The organism is Streptomyces sp. NBC_00377, from assembly GCF_036075115.1.
Classification (GTDB): domain Bacteria; phylum Actinomycetota; class Actinomycetes; order Streptomycetales; family Streptomycetaceae; genus Streptomyces.
The window spans coordinates 9,068,456-9,086,540 of the sequence record NZ_CP107958.1 but is presented as its reverse complement, the minus strand read 5'-3'; the positions used below and the strand labels follow the sequence as shown (position 1 = coordinate 9,086,540).

At 69.5% G+C, this 18,085-nt stretch carries 17 protein-coding genes and 5 pseudogenes; 10 read left to right on the top strand and 12 right to left on the bottom strand.

Going from position 1 to position 18,085, the window contains the following annotated elements:
* Positions 1 to 250: 250 nt before the first annotated feature.
* Positions 251 to 355 (bottom strand): annotated as a pseudogene (locus tag OHS71_RS40435) (IS5/IS1182 family transposase); the annotation flags it as partial.
* A gap of 288 nt (positions 356 to 643) precedes the next feature.
* On the opposite strand from OHS71_RS40435, the gene OHS71_RS40430 reads away from it, so the two are divergent.
* The gene (locus OHS71_RS40430; protein WP_443047141.1) at positions 644 to 1,765 is read left to right on the top strand and encodes a helix-turn-helix domain-containing protein; all 1,122 of its coding nucleotides are present in this window, start codon (positions 644 to 646) and stop codon (positions 1,763 to 1,765) included.
* Positions 1,766 to 1,832: 67 nt separating this feature from the next.
* Here the strand turns inward: OHS71_RS40430 and OHS71_RS40425 are convergent, their stop codons facing one another.
* The 8 genes and pseudogenes from OHS71_RS40425 to OHS71_RS40390 all read right to left on the bottom strand — a co-directional run bounded on the left by OHS71_RS40425 (position 1,833) and on the right by OHS71_RS40390 (position 8,797).
* Positions 1,833 to 2,612, bottom strand: coding sequence for a D-Ala-D-Ala carboxypeptidase family metallohydrolase (locus OHS71_RS40425; RefSeq protein WP_328484267.1), 780 nt, complete (start codon positions 2,610 to 2,612; stop codon positions 1,833 to 1,835).
* A 52-nt stretch (positions 2,613 to 2,664) separates the two neighbouring features.
* Positions 2,665 to 3,078, bottom strand: a complete 414-nt coding sequence (locus OHS71_RS40420) for a hypothetical protein (RefSeq protein ID WP_328484266.1) — start codon at positions 3,076 to 3,078, stop codon at positions 2,665 to 2,667.
* Between the two features lie 32 nt (positions 3,079 to 3,110).
* Positions 3,111 to 3,494 (bottom strand): hypothetical protein, encoded by a 384-nt coding sequence (locus OHS71_RS40415; protein ID WP_328484265.1) that lies wholly within the window; start codon positions 3,492 to 3,494, stop codon positions 3,111 to 3,113.
* 38 nt (positions 3,495 to 3,532) lie between these two features.
* A complete protein-coding gene (locus OHS71_RS40410) occupies positions 3,533 to 4,888 on the bottom strand; it encodes a GH25 family lysozyme (RefSeq protein ID WP_328484264.1) in 1,356 nt (451 codons plus the stop codon).
* A 643-nt stretch (positions 4,889 to 5,531) separates the two neighbouring features.
* Positions 5,532 to 5,828, bottom strand: a pseudogene (locus OHS71_RS40405) (helix-turn-helix domain-containing protein); the annotation flags it as partial.
* A 70-nt stretch (positions 5,829 to 5,898) separates the two neighbouring features.
* Positions 5,899 to 6,453, bottom strand: coding sequence for a hypothetical protein (locus OHS71_RS40400; protein WP_328484263.1), 555 nt, complete (start codon positions 6,451 to 6,453; stop codon positions 5,899 to 5,901).
* A gap of 51 nt (positions 6,454 to 6,504) precedes the next feature.
* A pseudogene (locus tag OHS71_RS40395) lies at positions 6,505 to 7,756 on the bottom strand (IS256 family transposase).
* A gap of 594 nt (positions 7,757 to 8,350) precedes the next feature.
* Positions 8,351 to 8,797, bottom strand: coding sequence for a DUF1772 domain-containing protein (locus OHS71_RS40390; protein WP_328484262.1), 447 nt, complete (start codon positions 8,795 to 8,797; stop codon positions 8,351 to 8,353).
* Between the two features lie 91 nt (positions 8,798 to 8,888).
* Here OHS71_RS40390 and OHS71_RS40385 point away from each other — a divergent pair, with 91 nt between their 5' ends.
* A complete protein-coding gene (locus tag OHS71_RS40385) occupies positions 8,889 to 9,467 on the top strand; it encodes a TetR/AcrR family transcriptional regulator (RefSeq protein ID WP_328484261.1) in 579 nt (192 codons plus the stop codon).
* A 563-nt stretch (positions 9,468 to 10,030) separates the two neighbouring features.
* Here the strand turns inward: OHS71_RS40385 and OHS71_RS40380 are convergent.
* Positions 10,031 to 10,249, bottom strand: a pseudogene (locus tag OHS71_RS40380) (transposase); the annotation flags it as partial.
* An 87-nt stretch (positions 10,250 to 10,336) separates the two neighbouring features.
* A complete protein-coding gene (locus OHS71_RS40375) occupies positions 10,337 to 11,254 on the bottom strand; it encodes a zinc-binding dehydrogenase (RefSeq protein WP_328484260.1) in 918 nt (305 codons plus the stop codon).
* Positions 11,255 to 11,331: 77 nt separating this feature from the next.
* Between OHS71_RS40375 and OHS71_RS40370 the strand changes: the two genes are divergently transcribed.
* From OHS71_RS40370 to OHS71_RS40360, 3 genes are all read left to right on the top strand, one after another.
* Positions 11,332 to 11,730, top strand: a complete 399-nt coding sequence (locus OHS71_RS40370; protein WP_328484259.1) for a winged helix-turn-helix transcriptional regulator — start codon at positions 11,332 to 11,334, stop codon at positions 11,728 to 11,730.
* Between the two features lie 212 nt (positions 11,731 to 11,942).
* Complete coding sequence (locus OHS71_RS40365; protein ID WP_328484808.1) at positions 11,943 to 12,563, top strand: hypothetical protein; 621 nt, start codon at positions 11,943 to 11,945, stop codon at positions 12,561 to 12,563.
* Positions 12,560 to 13,258, top strand: coding sequence for a hypothetical protein (locus tag OHS71_RS40360; RefSeq protein WP_328484258.1), 699 nt, complete (start codon positions 12,560 to 12,562; stop codon positions 13,256 to 13,258). Before OHS71_RS40365 ends, OHS71_RS40360 begins: the two co-directional genes overlap by 4 nt.
* A 335-nt stretch (positions 13,259 to 13,593) precedes the next feature.
* Here the strand turns inward: OHS71_RS40360 and OHS71_RS40355 are convergent, their stop codons facing one another.
* Entirely contained in the window at positions 13,594 to 14,454 is an 861-nt protein-coding gene (locus OHS71_RS40355) for an SDR family oxidoreductase (RefSeq protein ID WP_328484257.1), read from the bottom strand.
* A gap of 89 nt (positions 14,455 to 14,543) precedes the next feature.
* Between OHS71_RS40355 and OHS71_RS40350 the strand changes: the two genes are divergently transcribed.
* The 5 genes and pseudogenes from OHS71_RS40350 to OHS71_RS40330 all read left to right on the top strand — a co-directional run bounded on the left by OHS71_RS40350 (position 14,544) and on the right by OHS71_RS40330 (position 17,983).
* Complete coding sequence (locus OHS71_RS40350; RefSeq protein ID WP_328484256.1) at positions 14,544 to 15,272, top strand: TetR/AcrR family transcriptional regulator; 729 nt, start codon at positions 14,544 to 14,546, stop codon at positions 15,270 to 15,272.
* 9 nt (positions 15,273 to 15,281) lie between these two features.
* Positions 15,282 to 15,480: pseudogene (locus tag OHS71_RS40345) on the top strand (hypothetical protein); the annotation flags it as partial.
* 226 nt (positions 15,481 to 15,706) lie between these two features.
* Complete coding sequence (locus OHS71_RS40340) at positions 15,707 to 16,618, top strand: hypothetical protein (RefSeq protein WP_328484255.1); 912 nt, start codon at positions 15,707 to 15,709, stop codon at positions 16,616 to 16,618.
* Between the two features lie 146 nt (positions 16,619 to 16,764).
* Positions 16,765 to 17,550 carry a potassium channel family protein gene (locus OHS71_RS40335; RefSeq protein WP_328484254.1) on the top strand — a complete coding sequence of 262 codons (786 nt, stop codon included), beginning with the start codon at positions 16,765 to 16,767 and terminating at the stop codon, positions 17,548 to 17,550.
* Positions 17,551 to 17,761: 211 nt separating this feature from the next.
* Positions 17,762 to 17,983 carry a hypothetical protein gene (locus tag OHS71_RS40330; protein ID WP_328484253.1) on the top strand — a complete coding sequence of 74 codons (222 nt, stop codon included), beginning with the start codon at positions 17,762 to 17,764 and terminating at the stop codon, positions 17,981 to 17,983.
* Positions 17,984 to 18,085: the final 102 nt, after the last annotated feature.

The window sequence follows — 18,085 nt, the reverse complement described above, 5'->3', positions numbered from 1 at the left end:
AAGGCCACACGCTTGGCCTTGGCACCACCGCAGGACCGACTCCCCCGCAGCCAGGACCCGCCAGACCAGCGCATACCCTTCGCCTGAGCCCGACGCGCGAATTGCCCGTCTCCGATCTCATCCCAATCGAGTTGCTGCTCCGGCCCGGTCCAACCGCAGGAGCACACCGCGCGCAGTGCGGCCGCGCGCGGCCCGTGTCCCAGGCCGGCACCGTCATAGATGCTCCACTGCGACACCTTGTGCCCGTCGCCGGTGGGAGCTTGCAGCGGCGGTCACCGTCGCGGGTGACGATGAGCATCGTGACCCACTCGACCAGGGCATGGGGCAGGTCGAGTGCGGCAGAATACGGAACCAACGCGGCTCCTGTGCCTGTGGGTTGAGACTTCGAACACCTCCCCCAACGGCACGGGAGCCTCGTGCGTTGCGGGCCCCGATCCCGTCACCCGATCAGCGGCCACGCTGAAAGAGCTCACATTGCTTCGAATTGCGTCGAGAGAAAGACTAATGGCGATCGTATTGCATGGGCGAAAGGGCGCACGCGCTCCGGCGTGCGGTGTAGCTTCTACCCGTCAGTAGGGGCTTGAGCAAGGGTGGAAGTGTGGTTGCCTCTCCGCATACCGATAAGTTCGCCGCCTGTCTTCGCATGCTGAAGGAGCGCAGCGGCCGGGGGTACGACCGTCTCGGCAAGGAGGCGGGCGTCAGTGGTTCCAGTCTGCATCGGTACTGCTCGGGGCTCGGTGTTCCGACGGACTACCGGGTCGTGCACTCCTTCGCCAAGGTGTGCGGTGCCAGTGCGGAGGAGCTCCGCGACCTCCACCGGCTCTGGGCACTGGCGGACACCGAACGGGACGCACCCACCGGGACCGCCAAGGAGAGCCCCGCAGCGGAACCCGAGGCCGGAGCGGAGACGGTGGCACGATCGGACGCCGACGCGAGCCGGGAGGCCAGCCCGGCGGCAACCACGGCTGAGGCCGGGGCTGCGGAGCCCGGGCCCAGGCACGGCGTATCTCCCGTGGCGGCGGACGCGGGGGCGGACGACGTCGTCCCGCTGGAGATAGAGCTCGGGACGGCGGGGCGGCCTGGACGGTCCCGGATGCCCGAGAAGCTCTCTCCCCGTTTCGCGGTACTGGCGGCCGTGGTCGCGGTGCTGCTGGTGGCCGGTTTCGTGTGGCTGCCCGGCGGTCGTTCCGCCGACGGGTCACCGGCGGCGGACGACGGGCTGCTGTACTCCCCCGCATGCAGATCGGTGAGCATGGGCCAGCACGACGAGTGCGTGCGCGAGGTCCAGAGCCTGCTGGTGGCGGCGAAGGGCCGGCTCGCCGTCGACGGGGACTTCGGGCCGGAGACCCTGCGCAGGCTGACCGCCTTCCAGGTGTTGGCGGGCCTGCCGGCCAACAACGTGGTCGACGAGGACACCAAGAAGGCGCTCTACGCCCGGACGGTGAGCATGTCGACCTGGTCGCCGGTCAGAGTGGCGGAGCGGATCCGTCAGGTGTTCACCGAGGATCCCACGTCCGCAGTGGCCGTCGCCCGCTGCGCGTCCTTCCTGGACCCGTTGTGGGTCCTGCCCAACACCAACGGCAGCCGCAACTGGGGCGTCTTCCAGATCTCCGACGGCCGCCTGCGCGAGCTCGGCGGCACCCCGCTGCGGGCGTTCGACCCGGAGTGGAACATCAAGGCAGCCCACCGCCTGTGGAGTGCGCAGCACGACTTTCACGACTGGCCCTCCTGCGAGGCGGCGCTGAAGGACACGCCCAAGGCCTGAGGCGCGAAGCCCGGGTACCGCCGCCGCGATACCCGGGCTGCACGGTCGCGGCCGGGCCGCGACCGCGTCAGATCGTGCCGCTCTCCCACCACCAGTCGCGGCCCAGGTCGGCCCGGCTGTCGACGTGCTGGTGGTCGACGGTGTACCGCTCCAGGCCGGAGAACCCGCAGGTCTCCGCCTTCTGGTAGACGGTCTTCGTGGCGACGCCGGGCACGTCGAGGTCGGCCGCCGTGCCGTACAGGTGCATGCTGTCGCTGGCCCCTCCGATGTCGGCATTGTGCGCGATGCTGCGAAAGCCCGAGTTGACCGTGATCGGCTTGTCCCCGAGCTTCTTGCGCAGCGCCTCCAGCTTGTACATGCAGCGGCGGGCGTTCTCCTTGGTCTGCGCAGCGCTCAGCTTGCCGCCGTTGAAGGTGCCGCTCGACTGGTCCACGAACTCGCTCCAGTTGAAGTGGGCCGTGGAGCCGTCCGACTGCTCGAGCGCGTTGAGCTTCGCCTGGGTGTTGGGGCCGGCGACCCCGTCGTCGTCGAGGCCGTACGCGGCCTGGAACCGCTTGACGGCCGCGAGCGTGCCGGGGCCGAAGTCGCCGTCGAGGCCGACCCGGGTGTGGCTCGCGCTGTCGGCCGCCCAGCCGGATACCCGGATCTGCAGCTCGAGCACGTCGGCGCCGCTGTCGCCCTGCTTCATGGTGCGCGACCACGAATAGGCCTGCGCGGTACCGGAGAGCAGCAGCGGGCCCAACGCCAGGCCGGCGCCGACGGCCAGCGTGCCGCGCAGCATGCTGCGGCGGTCGAGCGGGTGGCCTGCGGCGGAGCGCCCGTCGGCAGAACGGAAGAGGAAGGTCATCGTCGTCCTTTCGGAACAGTCGGAACGGTGGTGCGAGAAGTACGGAAGGAGATCAGTAGGCGAGCTGGAAGTTCACGTTCTGCGCGTCGGTGTCGTAGGGGCCGACGCGCAGAACGAAGCGGGTACCGTCCTTGACGTCGGTGGCGACCGTCGCCCACGGGGTGCCGTGCAGGGAGTACGTGTTGTCGTGGTTGCACTTGTCGGTGTGTTCGACGAACACCACACAGGCGTAGAGGAATCCGCCATCGTCCGTGGTGAGCCGCATGTTGATGTCACCGCACCGCGAGGACGTGGTGAACGGCCCGTAGTCCTTGGGTCCCACCTGGTAGCGGTAGTTGAGGTTCTTCGCGCCGCCGTAGCAGCTGGTCGCCGCGGCCGAGGACTGTGCGGCGGCGGGCGCGGCACCCGCTGCCAGCAGTGCGGCCACGGTGACGAGAGCCGAGGCGAGCGCCCGGGTCTTGAGCATGGTGGTCTCCGTTCGGTGAAGTGGGCGGGAGGTCAGAAGGCGATCTGGAAGGTGGCGGAACTGCCTTCCAGGTCCACGCCGTTGGGCACGGTGAACTTCGTTCCGTTCAGGACGTCGGTGGCGATGGTCGTCCAGCTCCGGCCGATCTTGGTCCAGTAGTTACAGCCGCTGGCCCTCGCGAACTGCACGCAGGCCCAGCCGAAGTCGGCGTCGCCGCCGGTCATCCGCATGTTGATGTCCGTGCAGCGGCTCGTGGTCACGTACGGACCGAAGTCGCGGACCTCCCCGTAGTGGACCGTGACCGCTCCGCCGTAGCAGCTTGTGGCGGCGGTGGCGGCCGAGGCGGGCGCCGGGACGGTGAAGCCCAGGACGGCGAGCAGGGCGACGAGGGCCGCGCGGGAGAAGCGGTCGGTCATGGTGTTCCTCCTCGGTACGGTGATGGCCACGGCCGGGATCACCGGTTGGCCAGGCGGTCGAGGTCGGCCTGGGTGCCGTTGAACACGTCCCCGGTCGCCGGCGCCCGCAGGCCGGGGAAGAGCGCGGCGTCCGTGTACTGCCACATCGCCCAGGTCGTCGAGCCGTTCGGCAGCGGAGGCTGGGTGATCGACTGGCGGTAGTCCGCGAGCTGAAGCGGATACCGGGCGAAGGCGGTGGTCGACCCCATGCAGTCGTCCAGGAAGGACTTCTGGGTGTAGATCATCGGGACGCGGCCGAAGGCGTTCTCGACCCGGTCCAGCCAGGCCTTGGCGTCGGCCACCGTGCCGTAGGTGGGACAGCGTCCGCTGCCGTCGTCCATGCGCTCCAGGTCGAAGATGGGAGGCAGGTCGCCCGCGCGCTTGCCGGTGTAGCCGGTCGCCCGCACGGCGGCGATGAACCGGTCGGCCTGCGCGGCACCCGTGTCGGCGGCCGAGCCCGTGTAGAAGTGGTATGGCGCGACGGCCAGCCCCGCCGCCCGGGCCGCCTCCAGGTCGGTGGGGAGGTACTCGTCGGTGACGTTCATGCCCCGGGTGGCCTTGACCGTCGCGAACTCGACGCCCGAAGCACGGACGGCCTTCCAGTCGATCGGCGCACCGCCCGGGTGCTGGTACTTGGCCGTGTCCAGCCCGTCGATCGAGTGCCCGGCCGGGCGTGGCGGGGTGCAGTACGTGTCACGGCTGGACCACTCGACCAGCTTCGCCCACGTGTTCGGGCCCACCGTGCCGTCGGCGCTGAGGTTGGCGCAGTGCTGGAGCTCGATGACCCGGTCCTCGGTGCCGCCGCCGAAGTCGCCGTCGATCGTCAGCGGCGGATAGTGGTACGGCTCCATGGCGAGGTTGAGCCGGCACTGCACCTCCTTGACCTCGTCGCTCTTCGCCCCCTTCTTCAGGGTCGGGCGTGAGTCGGTGTGGCCGCACACGGTCGCCTGCGCCGTGCCCGCCGTGCCCGCCGTGCCCTGGGTCGCGCAGGTGTGCGGCTGGGCGGCCCAGGTGTTGAGCGCGACCCAGGTGTTCGGGCCGAGCACGCCGTCCGCGCTCAGCCCGGCGCACCGCTGGAACTCCCTGACGCGCGTCTCCGTTGCCGTACCGAACGTGCCGTCAGCCGCGATCGGCGCGTACCGGCTCGGCTTCGTCGCGAGGTCGAGCTCGCACTGCGCCTCGACCGTCGCGTCCCCCGTCGATCCCTGCTCCAGCGTGGGCTGTGCACTCGTGTGCCCGCAGACCGCGACCGCGGTGGCCGCGGCCTGTGCCGCCTGCATGGCCGTTTGCCCGTACAGGGGCAGGACCGCTGCCACGGCGAGGGTCAGACCCCGCAGAAGCGTCCTCTTTCCCATCTGGTGTTCCTCCTCTTGCTGGTGAGTCGCCAGGAGCCCTCCCGGCCCGAGTGATGCTGGCAGCGGACGTCCCGTCGTGGTCGCGTCCGGCCGAGATCGGGACGCCGGGACGCCGGCACGGCTGTGACCTGCGCGGACGGACCGGCGCTGGGACGGGCTCGGGACGCGGACACCGGGGCGGGTCCCGCGGCCGGATGTGGCGGCGGCCGAACGGGACGTACGGAGACGGCCGTTGGGAAGCCGGGAGAGGCCGGGCCGGGTCAAGGTGGCGCTCGTTGCCCTACCTTGAGCGTATGGCGCTGCATCACGACAGTGACCGTCCGTGGCGCGTGAGGGGCCAAGAATGGCCGGCGCCGCCCGGCGCCCCGGCAGCAGGCCATCGAGGCACTGCGTCAGCAGGTCCCTGCGTGCGTTCAACGCTGTACAACGCCCGCAAGACGAAGTACCCCTGCCGGTAATGCGCTCAGCGCGCGACAGATCCTGACATCGCCGTTGAGATCATGAAGGAGGCTGGCCTGAAACCGCTCGCCCCTTTCCTGGGAGTGTCAAAGTCGTCTGGAAGGCAGAGCACATCACCTGCGGCAAGCAGGTCGACGCCGTATTGGACAAGGTCATTGAGCGCCGCCGGGCTTCCTGCATCCACGTCCAACAGGACGTAGTCCGGATCGGCCTCGCGCCGGGCACGTAGCAGGCCGGGCGCGCGGTCGGCCAGCAGGTCGACGACGGCTGCCACGTAGGCGTGCGCGATGCCGACGGAGATGCCGAACCCGGCAGCGAGCTGGGCGAGGGTGTCGTGCGGGCGCAGGTACACCAGGCCGACCAGGGCACGCTGGTGCGGCGGGAGCTTGCAGCGGCGGCCACCCTCGCGGGTGACGATAAGCATCGTGACCCACTCGACCAAGGCGTGAGGCAGGTCGAGTGCGGCAGAATACCCAACCAACGCGGCTCCTGTGCGTGTGGGTTGAAGACTTCGAACACCTCCCCCAAGAGCAATAGTCAATATCTGTGGATCACGGCTGTCCGTTGAGGCCGAGCTTCCTCTTGCCGTAGGGGGAGAAGATCGACCCCCAGTTGGTCCAACCGGCGTGGACCTGGGCGATCTGGGAGGGCAGCGGCATGACCGGGAGCACGTTTCTGCCCTTGGCCCAGTTGGTGAGCAAGCCCTCGGTGGTGTCCACGGCAGAGACGACCATGGTGACCTTCACGTTGCCGTCGGCCCAGGTCTCCCACAACGCCCACCCTTCGGGGCGTGCTTCCACTCCCAGCCGAACACAGGCATGCGGGTAGGTCTCGTCGCTGCCGACGGGCATGGCCTCGGGGCGGATGATGGCCACGGCGGCGAGAGGAACCTGTGGGCGCTCTGCCTCCTCCTCCAGGCACCCGTCCAAAGAAAAGTGGTAGTGCAGCAGCGCCCGTCCCAAGGCGTTGACACTACGTTGGAGCGGCCCCTCAATTTCGGTGTCGCCGGCGTACCACTGCTCACCGGCGGCCGCGGAGACAACTGCCTTGGCGAGCCGTTCGATCTCCCGCAGATAGTCGAGTTCGGAGAGCTCTGGCCTGGTCATGGGGGCAGTGTCGCACCGCTGAGCCGGATCTGTGCACCTGGTTTCGCGTGGTCACGCGGCCTGCTCCTGGCGCTCGACCAGGACGCCGTTCTCGAACCGGGCCCCTGTGCGGACGAGTGCCACCAGGTGGGCACCGGTGATCGCCCGCCATCGGTCCTGGGCGGACTCGACCAGCTTGAACACCATCGCCAGGGCGGCGGCCGGGCTGCCGGCACCACGGGTGACCTTGGTGCGGAGCTTGACAGTGGAAAAGGTGGACTCGATTGGGTTGGTGGTCCGCAGGTGGATCCAGTGTTCGGCGGGGAAGTCGTAGAACGCCAGCAGTTCGTCCCGGTCGTCGGTGATCTTCGCGGCGGCCTTGGGCCACTTGGTGCTGTAGGTCCTCGCGAATGCTTCGATGGCCTTCTCGGCGTGGGCGCGGTCCTCGGCGTTGTAGATCTCCTGCATCGCCCTGGTCGCGCCGGGCTGGGCCGACTTCGGCAGGGCATTGGTGACATTCCGGGATTTGTGAACCCAGCACCTCTGATGCCGGGCTGCCGGGAACACTTCAGCCAGGGCCCGCCACAGTCCCATCGCACCATCGCCGACCACCAGCTCAGGGTCGCGCATGCCGCGTCGGCGGCAGTCCCGCAGCAGGTCCGCCCACGACTCCGTCGACTCCCGCAGCCCCTCCGCGAGCGCGATCAACTCCTTGGAGCCATCCACGCGGACGCCGAGCAGGACCAGCACGCACGAATGCGCCTGCCCGAGCCGGACCTTCGGATGCACCCCGTCGGCCCACACGTAAACGAAATCCCGGTCCGACAGGTCCCAGCTCTGGAACGCGGCATGATCCTCGCCCCACTGCTTCGTCAGCCGGGTCACGGTTGCGGCCGACAGGCCGGCGGCAGAGCCGAAGAACTGCTCCAGCGCCGGCACGAAGTCCCCCGACGACAGCCCGTGGAGGTAGAGCAGCGGCAGTACCTCGCTCACCTTGGGCGACTTGCGGCACCACGGCGCCAGGATCTTCGAGGAGAACCGCTTTCGCTCGCCGGTGGCCTCGTCGACGCGGCGGTCGTTCACCCGAGGCGCCGTGACCTCCACCGGGCCGGCCGCGGTGGTCACGGTCCGCGGCTTGTGACGGCCGTTGCGCACCACCGGGCGCCGCCCCCGCTCATCGGTCTCGGCCGCCAACTCGGCTATGTACTGGTTGACTTCCGCCTCCAGCGTGGCGGCCAGCATCCGCCGGGACGCCCTCGCGGACGATCTCGTCGATAAGGGAGCCGGACTCCGTCAAACCGTCGGCATTTACTACGCTGAGCACGGGCGTGCCTTCCCGACCCGCGCTGCGAACGCGGGCCTACTCGGTGACCATCACAGGATCATTCGGGAAGGGACGCCCTCCGTGCACCCTCCCGGAACCGATCCACAAGTCCTGAGCATTGCTCTAGACCAAGTTGACGCACCGGCTTGCCCCCTCGGGGTGATTACGCCGTAATCACCGCCCGACCCACGGAGGCTGACTGAACTACAGGACCTCCCGTGTTGTCCTGTCGCACTCAATCGAGTCGTTTTCTCAACGAACCGAGTCGTTCGGGCTTCTGTCTCAGCGAACCTAGTCGCGCAACTGAGTGCGCTGGGGGCGCGCTGGATGGCTGTGCCGACTGGGGTGGATCAGACGAGGCCCTGCGTCGAATTGTCGTACGTGGATGCGATGCACGGGCGACTACCGTTGCTGATCCCCACGGAGTCCCACCACACCGCCCCTCTTAAGCGATCTCGATGCTGAGTTGGGAGCCCAACTCCTCGAAGCCCAATGCGGCCGCAACACGCCGCTCCCCTGCCCTCGGAGTGGGGGAGCGGGCCGAGCGGGGGAGCGGGGGCGGGTACGCCGCCAGCGCGCGGCCGGACCGCGGGCTCAGACGAGGGCGGCGACGAGCAGGGTGAAGGCAGCGATGATGACGGCGACGCGGAGGTAGTGGAAGCGTTCCCAGCGCTGCAGCTGCTCCTGCCAGTCCTGGGGCCGGTTCTCGGGGGTCCATGTCTTGTTCCGGTTGTTGATCGGGACGAGCAGCAGGACCGACATGACCACGCTGAGGAGCAGCAGCGCGCCGGCGGTGACGACGAGGCCGGTGCCGCGGTGGTGCCATCCGGCGATGGCCCAGACCGCGACGAGGACGAGCGAGCCGATGTACCAGACCGGCATCACGGCGCCGAGCATCCGGCCCCCGTGGGCGTGGCCGAGTTGGCTGCTGTCCTCCGGGAGTGCGTTAAGGATCCGGTTCATGACGAAGGCGACGGCGAACTCCACCCCCACCATCAAGCCGACGACCACGGTGGTGACGACCTCAAGTGCGTTGAACATGACGGCCCCTCCTGACATATAGCATTGCTAGAAGATGAGGCAACGCTAGTACTATTGCCGCTTGATTGTCTAGCGATGCTAGGATCGAGCTATGTCGGTACAGGAACGCAAGGAGCGCGAACGGGTGGTCCGCGAGCGCCTCATCGTGGCGACGGCCCGCGAACTCGCTGAGCAGCAGGGCTGGGACGCGGTCACCACCCGCCGGCTCGCCGAGCGCATCGAATACAGCCAGCCCGTCCTCTACAGCCACTTCCGCGGCAAGCGCGAGATCATCGGCGCCGTCGCCCTGGAGGGCGCCACCGAGCTGGCCACGGCGGTGCGCACCGCGACCGCCGCCGCGGACAGCCCGCGCGCCCGGGTCTCCGCCCTCGCCCGCGCCTACCTCGACTTCGCCGCACGCAACCCGGCGGTCTACGACGCCATCTTCCAGCTCGACGGCGGTCTCCCGTACGCACAGGAGGACACCCCGGAACCTCTCAAGGACGCCTTCGCCGCCCTGCTGGAAAGCCTCGGTGAGGTGGCCGGGGACGGCGTCCACCGGGGCCTGTTCACCGAGGTGTTCTGGGCGGCCCTGCATGGACTGGCCACCCTGACCCGGGCGCGACGGCTCCCGCCGGAGGACACCGAGCGCAGGGTGCAGCTGGTGGTGGACCGGCTCGCCGTGGTCTGACGTAGCGCCCCAGTGAGCAGCCGGGGTCCCCGGACCCGCTGCCGCCCTCCTTCCCTACGAAGCCGAGGCCGCATCGACAAGGGAGACCCCACGAATGACCGCCGAGTAGCGGGCGAACTCAAGTGGTTACGGCCGGCACCGCCCGAACAGCACCGGTGTCCCGCCCACCGACCCGGGCGCCCTCCCCCTCGCGCGACTGCGCACCGCATGGCGCACCGCGTGGCAGGACGGCGGAGTCCTGCACCTCCACAGCGTCCCCGCCCCGGCGAGCGCCTCCGACGACACCCCCGCCAGCACAGTCATCCGCCCGAGCCAGCACTGATCCGGTCGCTCCGCCTGGTCCCCGCCCCTCCACGCGCGAGGCCGGGCGAGGACCGGACAGACCGTCCGGCCGCCTCGCCACGCGCCCGCCGACGAACGTGGCGGCGCAGGGTGCTTGCTGTCCACCGACCTCTGGAGGAACGCTCGTACGCATTCCCCGTTCCGCGCCGCCGGATCGGCCGGCCCCGCCCGCAGCGCCCCGGCCTCCGCTACCCGCAACGCCCGGCCCGGCTGCCCGGCGAAGTGCCATCGGCCGACCACAGCCGGTGGCGTTCATAGACCGTCTTCCACGGCCCGAACCTCTCGGGCAGATCCCGCCACTGCACCCCCGTTCGCACCCGGTGCAGGATCCCGTCGATCACCTGCCGGTGATCCCTCCACCGGCCACAACGCCCAGGGCTGACCGGTGGGAACGGCTCAAGCCGCTCCCACTCGGCGTCCGTCAAGTCACCCCGTCCCAGGGACAGACCAACGACCCGGCAAGAAGACAGCCACACCATCAGGCGGGCAGGTCCTAGTCCTGCGGAGGGAGCGCCGGCGTGTGCCACTCACCGCGTGACATGCAGGACCGCTTTTCCGGAGACACGGCGCCCGCGGAGGGCCTCGGCGGCCTCGGCGAAGTGGTCCCAGGATCCCTGCCAGCCGATTTCGACGGTGATGGCCCCCTCAGCGGCCAGCTCGGTGAGAATGGCCAGGTCCGCATCGGCGCCGCCCTCGATGACGAAGGATGTCAGCGACTTGGCCGGGCCGACGGTCGCATACGGGGGAAAGACCGCCGGCTCCCCGGATGTCCAGCCGACGCTCTGCACGCTGCCCCCGGGAGCGAGCAGGTTCCATGCCGCGACCAGCTGGGGGCCGCCGATGCTGTCGATGACCACGTCGACCGGTCGCTGGAGTCCCTCCAAACCGATCAGCACCTCGTCGGCGCCGGCCTCGACCAGCCCCTCCGCGCGGGCCGTCGAGCCCACGGACGCGATCACGTGGGCACCGGCACGCGCCGCCAACTGGACGGCGAACCGGCCGACTCCCCCGGAGGCACCGGTGACCAACACCCTCTTGTCCGGCCCGAGCCCGGCGGCCCGCAGCGAGCGCAGTGCGGCCACTCCGGCCACCGGTAGAGCAACCGCCTTCGCCAGGTCCAAGCCCTTCGGCACCTTCGCGAGCGCACCCACGTCGATCGCCACGCGCTCAGCGAATGCCCCCGAGGTCAGGGCTACCACCCGGGTGCCCACCGCCGGGCCGGTTCCGTCGGCGGCGGCCTGAACCACAACCCCGGCAGCGTCCGAACCGAGCACCGCACCCACAGGGACCCGACCGGAGCGGGCGTCGTTGAGGTCGCCGTAGTTCAATGAGGCATGGGAGACGTCCACCAGGACCTGACCCGGCCCGGGCACGGGGTCGGGAACCTCGGAGAGGCGCACAGCGGCGGATGCGGACGGATCGACGACGAGAGCACGAACAGACATGTTTTTCCCCTTGGTTCACGACTTGTAACAACAGTCATCATCGATAACCTTGCTGCTCATCGAAAGGAGGCACTTTCATGTCACGCAGTCACACCCGTGTTACCGATGCGCTGAAGGACGAAGCCTGCCCGGTCACCGAGGTGCTCGACCGCGTGGCGGGCAAGTGGAGCATCGGGATCCTGATCGCCGCCGCCCACGGCCCGGTCCGCTTCACCGAACTCGAACGCTCCATCAACGGCATCAGCCGGCGGATGCTCACCCTCAACCTGCGCAGGCTGGAGCGGGACGGGCTGCTCGTGCGCACCGTGTATCCGACCGTCCCGCCCAAGGTCGAGTACGGCCTCACGCCGATGGCCCGAGAACTTCATGCCTCACTGACCGGACTGGTGGGCTGGGCCGAGCGCCACCGGTCCGCCATCGCCGAGGCCCGCGCCGCCTACGACACTGCGGCGCAGCGGGGACCCGACGCCGACTGAAACGGGCCCGGACCGGCTCCCGGGCTCGACAGTGCTCACGCTCATCCGGCTCTTCGGTATCACCGAACAGACCGCCATGCGATACGCCGGCATCGCCTACCCGGAGCGAACCGCGAAACTGCCCAGGTAGCGGGCGGCCGCCGGGCCTCATGCCGCAGCGAAAGCCTGTGGTGGTGTGGCATCGGGTCCGGCATCATCCCTGTGTGACTGTGATGCAACCCGTTCTGGAGATCTTTGCCGCAGACGACTTCGCGCTCTGGCCGGTTGGCGAGCACGAGTCGTACGGCTACCTCGTACTGGACGGGGAGTTGACTGCGGCGGAGGTCGGCACGGCGGTTCTGCGGATCGCCGACTGCAACAACTTCGAGCCGGAGGAGGAGCACGGGCCGTGCCCGACCGACCCGCTCGGCGCATTCCTGCATGGGTTGCTCACCATGCCCAACATGTTCGTCGCCGGCGGGTTCCGGGTGACTGACATAGCCACCGACACCGTCTTCGTCGTGCCGGGCTGCTGCAACGGCCTGGAGACCTGGCGGGACTGGCGGGAGGTGCCAGACGGCACCGACTGCTCCTACTTCGGTCCCGACCCGTCCTCGGCGGCCGAACGTGTCGACGACAGTGTCCGGCTGACTCTCGACGCCGACGCGAAGGACCAAAGCCCGGTGATCGAACTGCCGGTGGACCAAGTGCGCGCGCTCGTCACCGGTGCCGAGGCGGACTTGCGGGACTTCCACAGCCTTGCCGGAACCTGGGCCGAACAACACCTGCCGACACGCGCCGCCGCCGTCACGGCCGCCTTGGCCCGGGCGCTGGACCTAGAGCTCACACAGTGACCAGCTTCCTGTCCCACCGGGCGCGTGTGCACGACGCCCAGCTCCCCTTGCACCGGCGGCACAGCGCGCTGCGCACATGTCTCACCGTTTTTGCTCCTTACGGCCTGCGGGCGACATACCACCACCTCACGCTCAGCGCCGCGATCCCCCGAAGGCTGGAGGCGGACCCGGACGCGCTGGCGCGGGCGGTGGAGGAACTGCACGAGGCGCGGGTGCTGTGGCTCGTGCGGGCAGAGGAGTACGCCGTGCAGCGGCGGGCGGAGAAGCAGGGCGGGCGGCGGGCTGTACCGAACCCTCGGCCGTGGTGGCTGCGGAGCTGGTGGGAGGGCCCGGAGCGTGCTTGGTTCGAAGATCCGTTTCGCCACCCGTCGCTGCGACTGTCCGAGTACGTCCGGCGGCAGAACGCGCTTCTGGACGGCGCCGATCTGCCCGGCTGCACGGCTTGCGGGGACGAGGGACCGCGAGTGCTGAGCTCTACCGGGCATGGCTGGGTCGAGCTGTGCCGTGGGTGCGCGTGGGTGCTGGCCCCATGTCCGTGCGGCCAGCGGCACCGGTTCGTACCGGAGACCCCATTCAGCTGGAACGGGATCTGGCAGCGGGCGCACATGAGCGATGACGGCATGCCGAACCCACACTGGCCTGCGGGACAGCCACTCGGATGCGGCTCGGCGAACGTGGGCTACGGCCCCTGCTAAGTCTCGATCTTCGACACGGAGAAGGTCTCCTACGATGCGCAGAGGCCGGACGAGGCCGCCGAGGAACTCGCCTCGGCGACCGTGGCGTGACCGCCATCGACTCGCCAGACTGATCGTTCTTTGCGAGAGGGCGCCTGCCGTGCGTGGCCAGGCGCCCTCCCGGCTTCACGGAGTGTGTGTGCCCGTCACCGTAACCTTCCGTTGCCTGCAACCTTGGGCGCTGCCTCCGCACGGGTACCAGGTCGACCGGTCTGCCGCTGAAGCGTCCGGCAAGGTGTACCGCGCGACGCTTCGTGCCCGGATCCCGCCGCGGCGGCGGGTGCGCGCCGCCGGGTCTATGCGGCCCAGGTGTGCTCCAGCACGGTGCGGAAGGTGGCGGGCTCCCGGCCGATCAGCTCGGCCAGGGTCGGGTCGACGGCGGTGAACTCGCCGTTGCGTGCCGCCGCGAAGATGCTCAGCATCAGGTCGGCGATCAGGGCGGGGGCGCCGTGCGCCAGGGCCTGTTCGCGGAAGGCGTCGTCGGGGAGGACGGTGCGGGTGAAGGGCCGCCCAGTGGCCTTGGCCGCTGTCTCGGCGACGGCGTCGAAGTCCAGCGCCGCCGGGCCGGTGAGCGGCGGGGTGGGCCCCTCGAAGCGGCCCTCGTCGGTGAGGATCGCCGCGGTGGCCTCGGCGAGATCGTCGTGGCCGGTCCAGGCGACGGGGCCGTCGGCGGGCAGGGCGATGTCGCCGGTGCGGCGGGCGGACTCCAGGAACTGCAGGGCGCTGGCGGCGTAGAAGCCGTTGCGCAACGCGGTCCAGGGCAGGCCGGTGGCGCGCAGCAGGTCCTCGGTCCGGGCGTGGTCACGGCATGCCTGGAAGCGGGAGTCATGGGCGGCGCCCATCTGGCTGGTGTACAGGATGCGGCCGGCTCCGGCCTTCACGGCGGCGTCGATCGCGGCACGGTGGCCGGTGACGCACTCCTCGCCCGTGCGGTCGAGGGAGACGAGCAGCAGCTGTTCGGCGCCCTCGAAGGCGTGGAGGAGCGAGGCGGGGTCGTCGAAGCTGCCGCGCCGGACGCGGACGCCGCGCTCGGCGAGGTCCCGGGCCTTGTGCGGGTCGCGGACACTGACGCCGACGCGGTCGGCGGGGAGACGCTCCAGGAGGCGGTCGACGGTGCGGCGGCCGAGCTTTCCGGTGGCTCCGGTCACGATGATCATGAGGATCTCCCAGCAATGGTTCCAGTGGAATCAGTCGCACGATAACACTGGAACTAACGGTGGAAGCAAACCCCGGATATCATCGATACATGCCGATCCGCGACACCCCCGACAGCCCCCGCCACCGCATCATCGAGGCGGCCGTCGAGCTACTGGAGAACGGCGGCCCCGACGCGCTGAGCACCCGCGCGGTCGCCGCCGCGGCCGGGATGCAGCCACCGGCCATCTACCGCCATTTCGGCGACAAGGAAGGGCTGCTGCACGCAGTCGCCGAGCACGGCTACGCGCAGTTCCTGGAGCGCAAGCACGCGCAGCTCGACCTCACGCCCGAGGATCCGGTGGAAGAGCTGCGCCGCGGCTGGGACATGGTGGTGGAGTTCGGAGTCTCGCGCCCCGAACTGTTCGCCCTGATGAACCGGGCCACCGGCTCGGGGACGGACGCGGCACACCGCGCGGGCCTGGAGATCCTCCGCGCCCGGGTGCGCCGGCTGGCGGCCTCGGGATGGCTGCGCGTCGACGAGGACCTGGCCGCCCAGATCATCCAGGCCACCGGCCAGGGCGGGGTCACCACATGGCACGCCACCCCCGCGGAACGCCGCAACCCGGCGCTGCTGACCATCCTTCGCGAGTCCATGGTCGCCGCCGTCACCCGCGCCGAACCGACGGTCCCCGCCGCGGAGTCCGGCCCCGCGCCGGCAGCCCGCGCGCTGCGCGCCGCCCTTCCCGACGACGCCGACGTGCTGAGCGAGGCCGAACAGCGCCTGCTGCGCGAGTGGCTCACCCGCCTGGCGGCGGACTACGGCACGCCGCAGGCCTGAACCTCCGCGCCACCACCGGAGCGACACGCCCTAGGCGTCTACGCCACCCGCGTCATCACCCCGCGCGGCTCCACAGCCGTATCGGGCCTTGAGCTGATGACGGCGCTGCGGCCACTGGGTGTCCGGCCACAACCCCGGCTCACTCGGCACCGAGCCGATGGACCCCGCACCGCCGGAAGCCACCCCCGAACACCCCGTCGTCAAGGACTCCACTTCCCGTCTGGCTGTAGTCCTCCAAGACCGTTCCATCAACTCCCGGCCCAGGAAGCTCACTTGGCTCGAGGAACCGATGACCCGCCACCCGTTACGACGTGGGCAAATCGACCAGGCACCCAGAAAGCATCGCTGAACGTAATTAGCTCAAAGCTCACAAACCATAAAAAACAATCTCAGAAGCTGTGCCATGTCCCTTGATCGGTGACCGTCCGTGACTGGTGAGCAAGTTCGTTCGCCAGGCTGCACAGCTGGCAGAGCGAACCGGGCCGCCTGCTCCGCAGGCGGTGGACATTCAGTCGTTGCCCTGGCCGCGCCCTGCGGTCCCCCTGGTCGAGGGAGGACCGCTCGGCGGACTCCAGGTCCGCAGTGCGACGAAGGGTCAGGAACAGCGGATCCGCTACCACCTGTACGGTTCCGCCTTTCGCTGTTCTACTTGCCCAATGCGCTGGCGAGACAACGGCAGTTCATGGTGGGTCGCAGGCATCGTGTTCGGGTTGGTTCTCGTGGGACTGGGCGCCTGGCGCATCGGGCCGGCGCACCACCGCGAGCACGAGCAACAGGTCGTGGCGGCGTGTATCGCCGAGCGTGGTGTCGAGCAGTGCCTGCCTGTGCGGACCGCCGCCATCACGAAAACAGACGAGCGGGATGACTGGGGCGGCCTGTCCGTGCTGTTCGTGTATCTCGACGGGGCCTCGGAGCCGACGTTCCAGATCGGGCCGAACTGGAGTGAGCGACACAGCTCGGAGGTCGTCGTCGCCGAATCGCAGGGCATTGTGTGGGCCTGGCAGGAGAGCGTGCACCACCGGTGGGAGGAACTGTACGAACCATGGCCGCTCTGGACACTCATCTATCTCGGACTGATCCTGGTCGGCGGCTGGTTCGTACTGCACTACGCGAACGTGCTGCTGATCGAGGGGCCCAGTCGGTACACCGAACTGGCCGAGCGGTTGGTCGCCACGTACACCGGGGTGAGCTTTGCGGGGATGGCGATCCTCTTCGGGTTCTCCCTCTCCTGGATCTTCGGGCTGGTGTCCATCCCCGCCGTGGCGGCGGCCGTCGCTGTCAACGGCGCGGACCACTGGCGCCATTGGCAAAGCGCCTGGCGCCGCGCCCGCCGTGTACCACGTTGACCGTACCCGCACCCGCGTCCGTGCAGGACGGCAGCCACTTCCGCCCGGCGCACGGCCGCGGCGGCCAGGCGTCAAGCTCACACGACCCCCCACACCATGAAGGGCCGGGAAACTCCCGGCCCTTCATGTCTCCTGACACGTCCGGAATGAGCCACGACTCACGGAGCATCACAAATTTCCGGGGTCTGGCACAGCTGCTGCCGCAGCTCGTCCTCGGGCTCGTCGGCGGCATCGCGGTGGTGGCTCTGCTCCTGTCCTGGCAGGTCCGGAAGATATCGCGCTCGCAGCGGCCCGGGCTGCGGGCCATGGAAGCCCTGGGGACGACCCTCCCGATCTATCTGCTCCTGTTCGCTACGACCTACCGCCTGATCGAGCACAACGCCTCCGACCGTTTCAGCGAGCCGCTGTCGCGGTCCGACGCGCTGTACTTCACCGTGACCGTGTTCAGCACGGTCGGTTTCGGCGACATCAGTCCGCGCAGCGAACCGGGGTTGCTGGTCACTGAGCAGATGACAGCCAACTTGCTGCTGGTCGGTGTCGCGGCCCGGTACGTTGTGGCAGCGGTCGGGCAGGCCAGAACGCAGCAGCAGGCCGCAGGCGAGGACCGGACGAAGGGACGCCGGACACGCGGTGACGGCCGCCTCGGTACGGACGGAACGCGACGGCGCCTCTCCGGTCTTCGCCTACGGCTTGGCCACCTCGTGAGTCCGCGGCGTTCCGCCCAGTTCCTTCTGCGGGGCCGGGACGGCGGGGTAGTCGGAACGAAGGAGACGTGGAAGAGGGGGGCGAGGTCGTGGGGGCTGCGGGTGGAAACGTATCGGCCGCACATGCTGCCACTGTGCCACCCGTGGCTGGGGGCCGTCACCGACCCTTCGGATCCGCTCGGCGCGCCGACCGGACTGGCAGGGGGTAGGTGTGGCGTGTGGTCCTGACTCCTCCGATTTGACCCGATGCTTGCCGAGGCCCGGCCTGCACTGCCGCCCGACGGCATGCTGCCCGGATCGCTGCACTACGAGCAGAAGCCGGACGGGTTCAGGACTATCGTCTTCGCGCGCGCCGACCTGGTTCGGGTGCAGTCTCGGCAGGGATCGGACCTGAGCCCCGCGTTTCCGGCGCTGACCCTGATCGCCCCAGACTGTCGCCATGATGCCCCCGGTAGCGCACCACATCTCGATCGGTAGGCCCGGCGAGGAGGAACTCTCGGGCTGCACCCGGCACGCGGCACCGTCGGGATGGTGCTGTACGGCTGGCGGCCTCGATCTACCCGAGGACATCAACGCCCGTGAGGCGACCCTCTTCCTGTGCTTCCTGTGCGGCTTCAGCCGCTCGGCCACCGCGGGGCGGTGTGCGGCCGGAAGCATGTGATGGTTCGCGCCGTCGAGGTGGAAAGGGAGCCCGGGGCGTGTCACCGGGGCACCGTGTCACCGGGTCCGGTGACACGGTGCGACCGCGTCTCGGCGAATAAAC

What these genes read in the sequence shown, in the direction of transcription:
- OHS71_RS40430 (WP_443047141.1), top strand. Translation starts at nt 644, where the DNA reads ATGCTGAAGGAGCGCAGCGGCCGGGGGTACGACCGTCTCGGCAAGGAG.
- OHS71_RS40390 (WP_328484262.1), bottom strand. Translation starts at nt 8,797, where the DNA reads ATGTTCAACGCACTTGAGGTCGTCACCACCGTGGTCGTCGGCTTGATG.
- OHS71_RS40335 (WP_328484254.1), top strand. Translation starts at nt 16,765, where the DNA reads ATGAGCCACGACTCACGGAGCATCACAAATTTCCGGGGTCTGGCACAG.
- OHS71_RS40425 (WP_328484267.1), bottom strand. Translation starts at nt 2,612, where the DNA reads ATGACCTTCCTCTTCCGTTCTGCCGACGGGCGCTCCGCCGCAGGCCAC.
- OHS71_RS40420 (WP_328484266.1), bottom strand. Translation starts at nt 3,078, where the DNA reads ATGCTCAAGACCCGGGCGCTCGCCTCGGCTCTCGTCACCGTGGCCGCA.
- OHS71_RS40365 (WP_328484808.1), top strand. Translation starts at nt 11,943, where the DNA reads ATGCAACCCGTTCTGGAGATCTTTGCCGCAGACGACTTCGCGCTCTGG.
- OHS71_RS40415 (WP_328484265.1), bottom strand. Translation starts at nt 3,494, where the DNA reads ATGACCGACCGCTTCTCCCGCGCGGCCCTCGTCGCCCTGCTCGCCGTC.
- OHS71_RS40350 (WP_328484256.1), top strand. Translation starts at nt 14,544, where the DNA reads ATGCCGATCCGCGACACCCCCGACAGCCCCCGCCACCGCATCATCGAG.
- OHS71_RS40410 (WP_328484264.1), bottom strand. Translation starts at nt 4,888, where the DNA reads ATGGGAAAGAGGACGCTTCTGCGGGGTCTGACCCTCGCCGTGGCAGCG.
- OHS71_RS40355 (WP_328484257.1), bottom strand. Translation starts at nt 14,454, where the DNA reads ATGATCATCGTGACCGGAGCCACCGGAAAGCTCGGCCGCCGCACCGTC.
- OHS71_RS40330 (WP_328484253.1), top strand. Translation starts at nt 17,762, where the DNA reads ATGATGCCCCCGGTAGCGCACCACATCTCGATCGGTAGGCCCGGCGAG.
- OHS71_RS40370 (WP_328484259.1), top strand. Translation starts at nt 11,332, where the DNA reads ATGTCACGCAGTCACACCCGTGTTACCGATGCGCTGAAGGACGAAGCC.
- OHS71_RS40385 (WP_328484261.1), top strand. Translation starts at nt 8,889, where the DNA reads ATGTCGGTACAGGAACGCAAGGAGCGCGAACGGGTGGTCCGCGAGCGC.
- OHS71_RS40375 (WP_328484260.1), bottom strand. Translation starts at nt 11,254, where the DNA reads ATGTCTGTTCGTGCTCTCGTCGTCGATCCGTCCGCATCCGCCGCTGTG.
- OHS71_RS40400 (WP_328484263.1), bottom strand. Translation starts at nt 6,453, where the DNA reads ATGACCAGGCCAGAGCTCTCCGAACTCGACTATCTGCGGGAGATCGAA.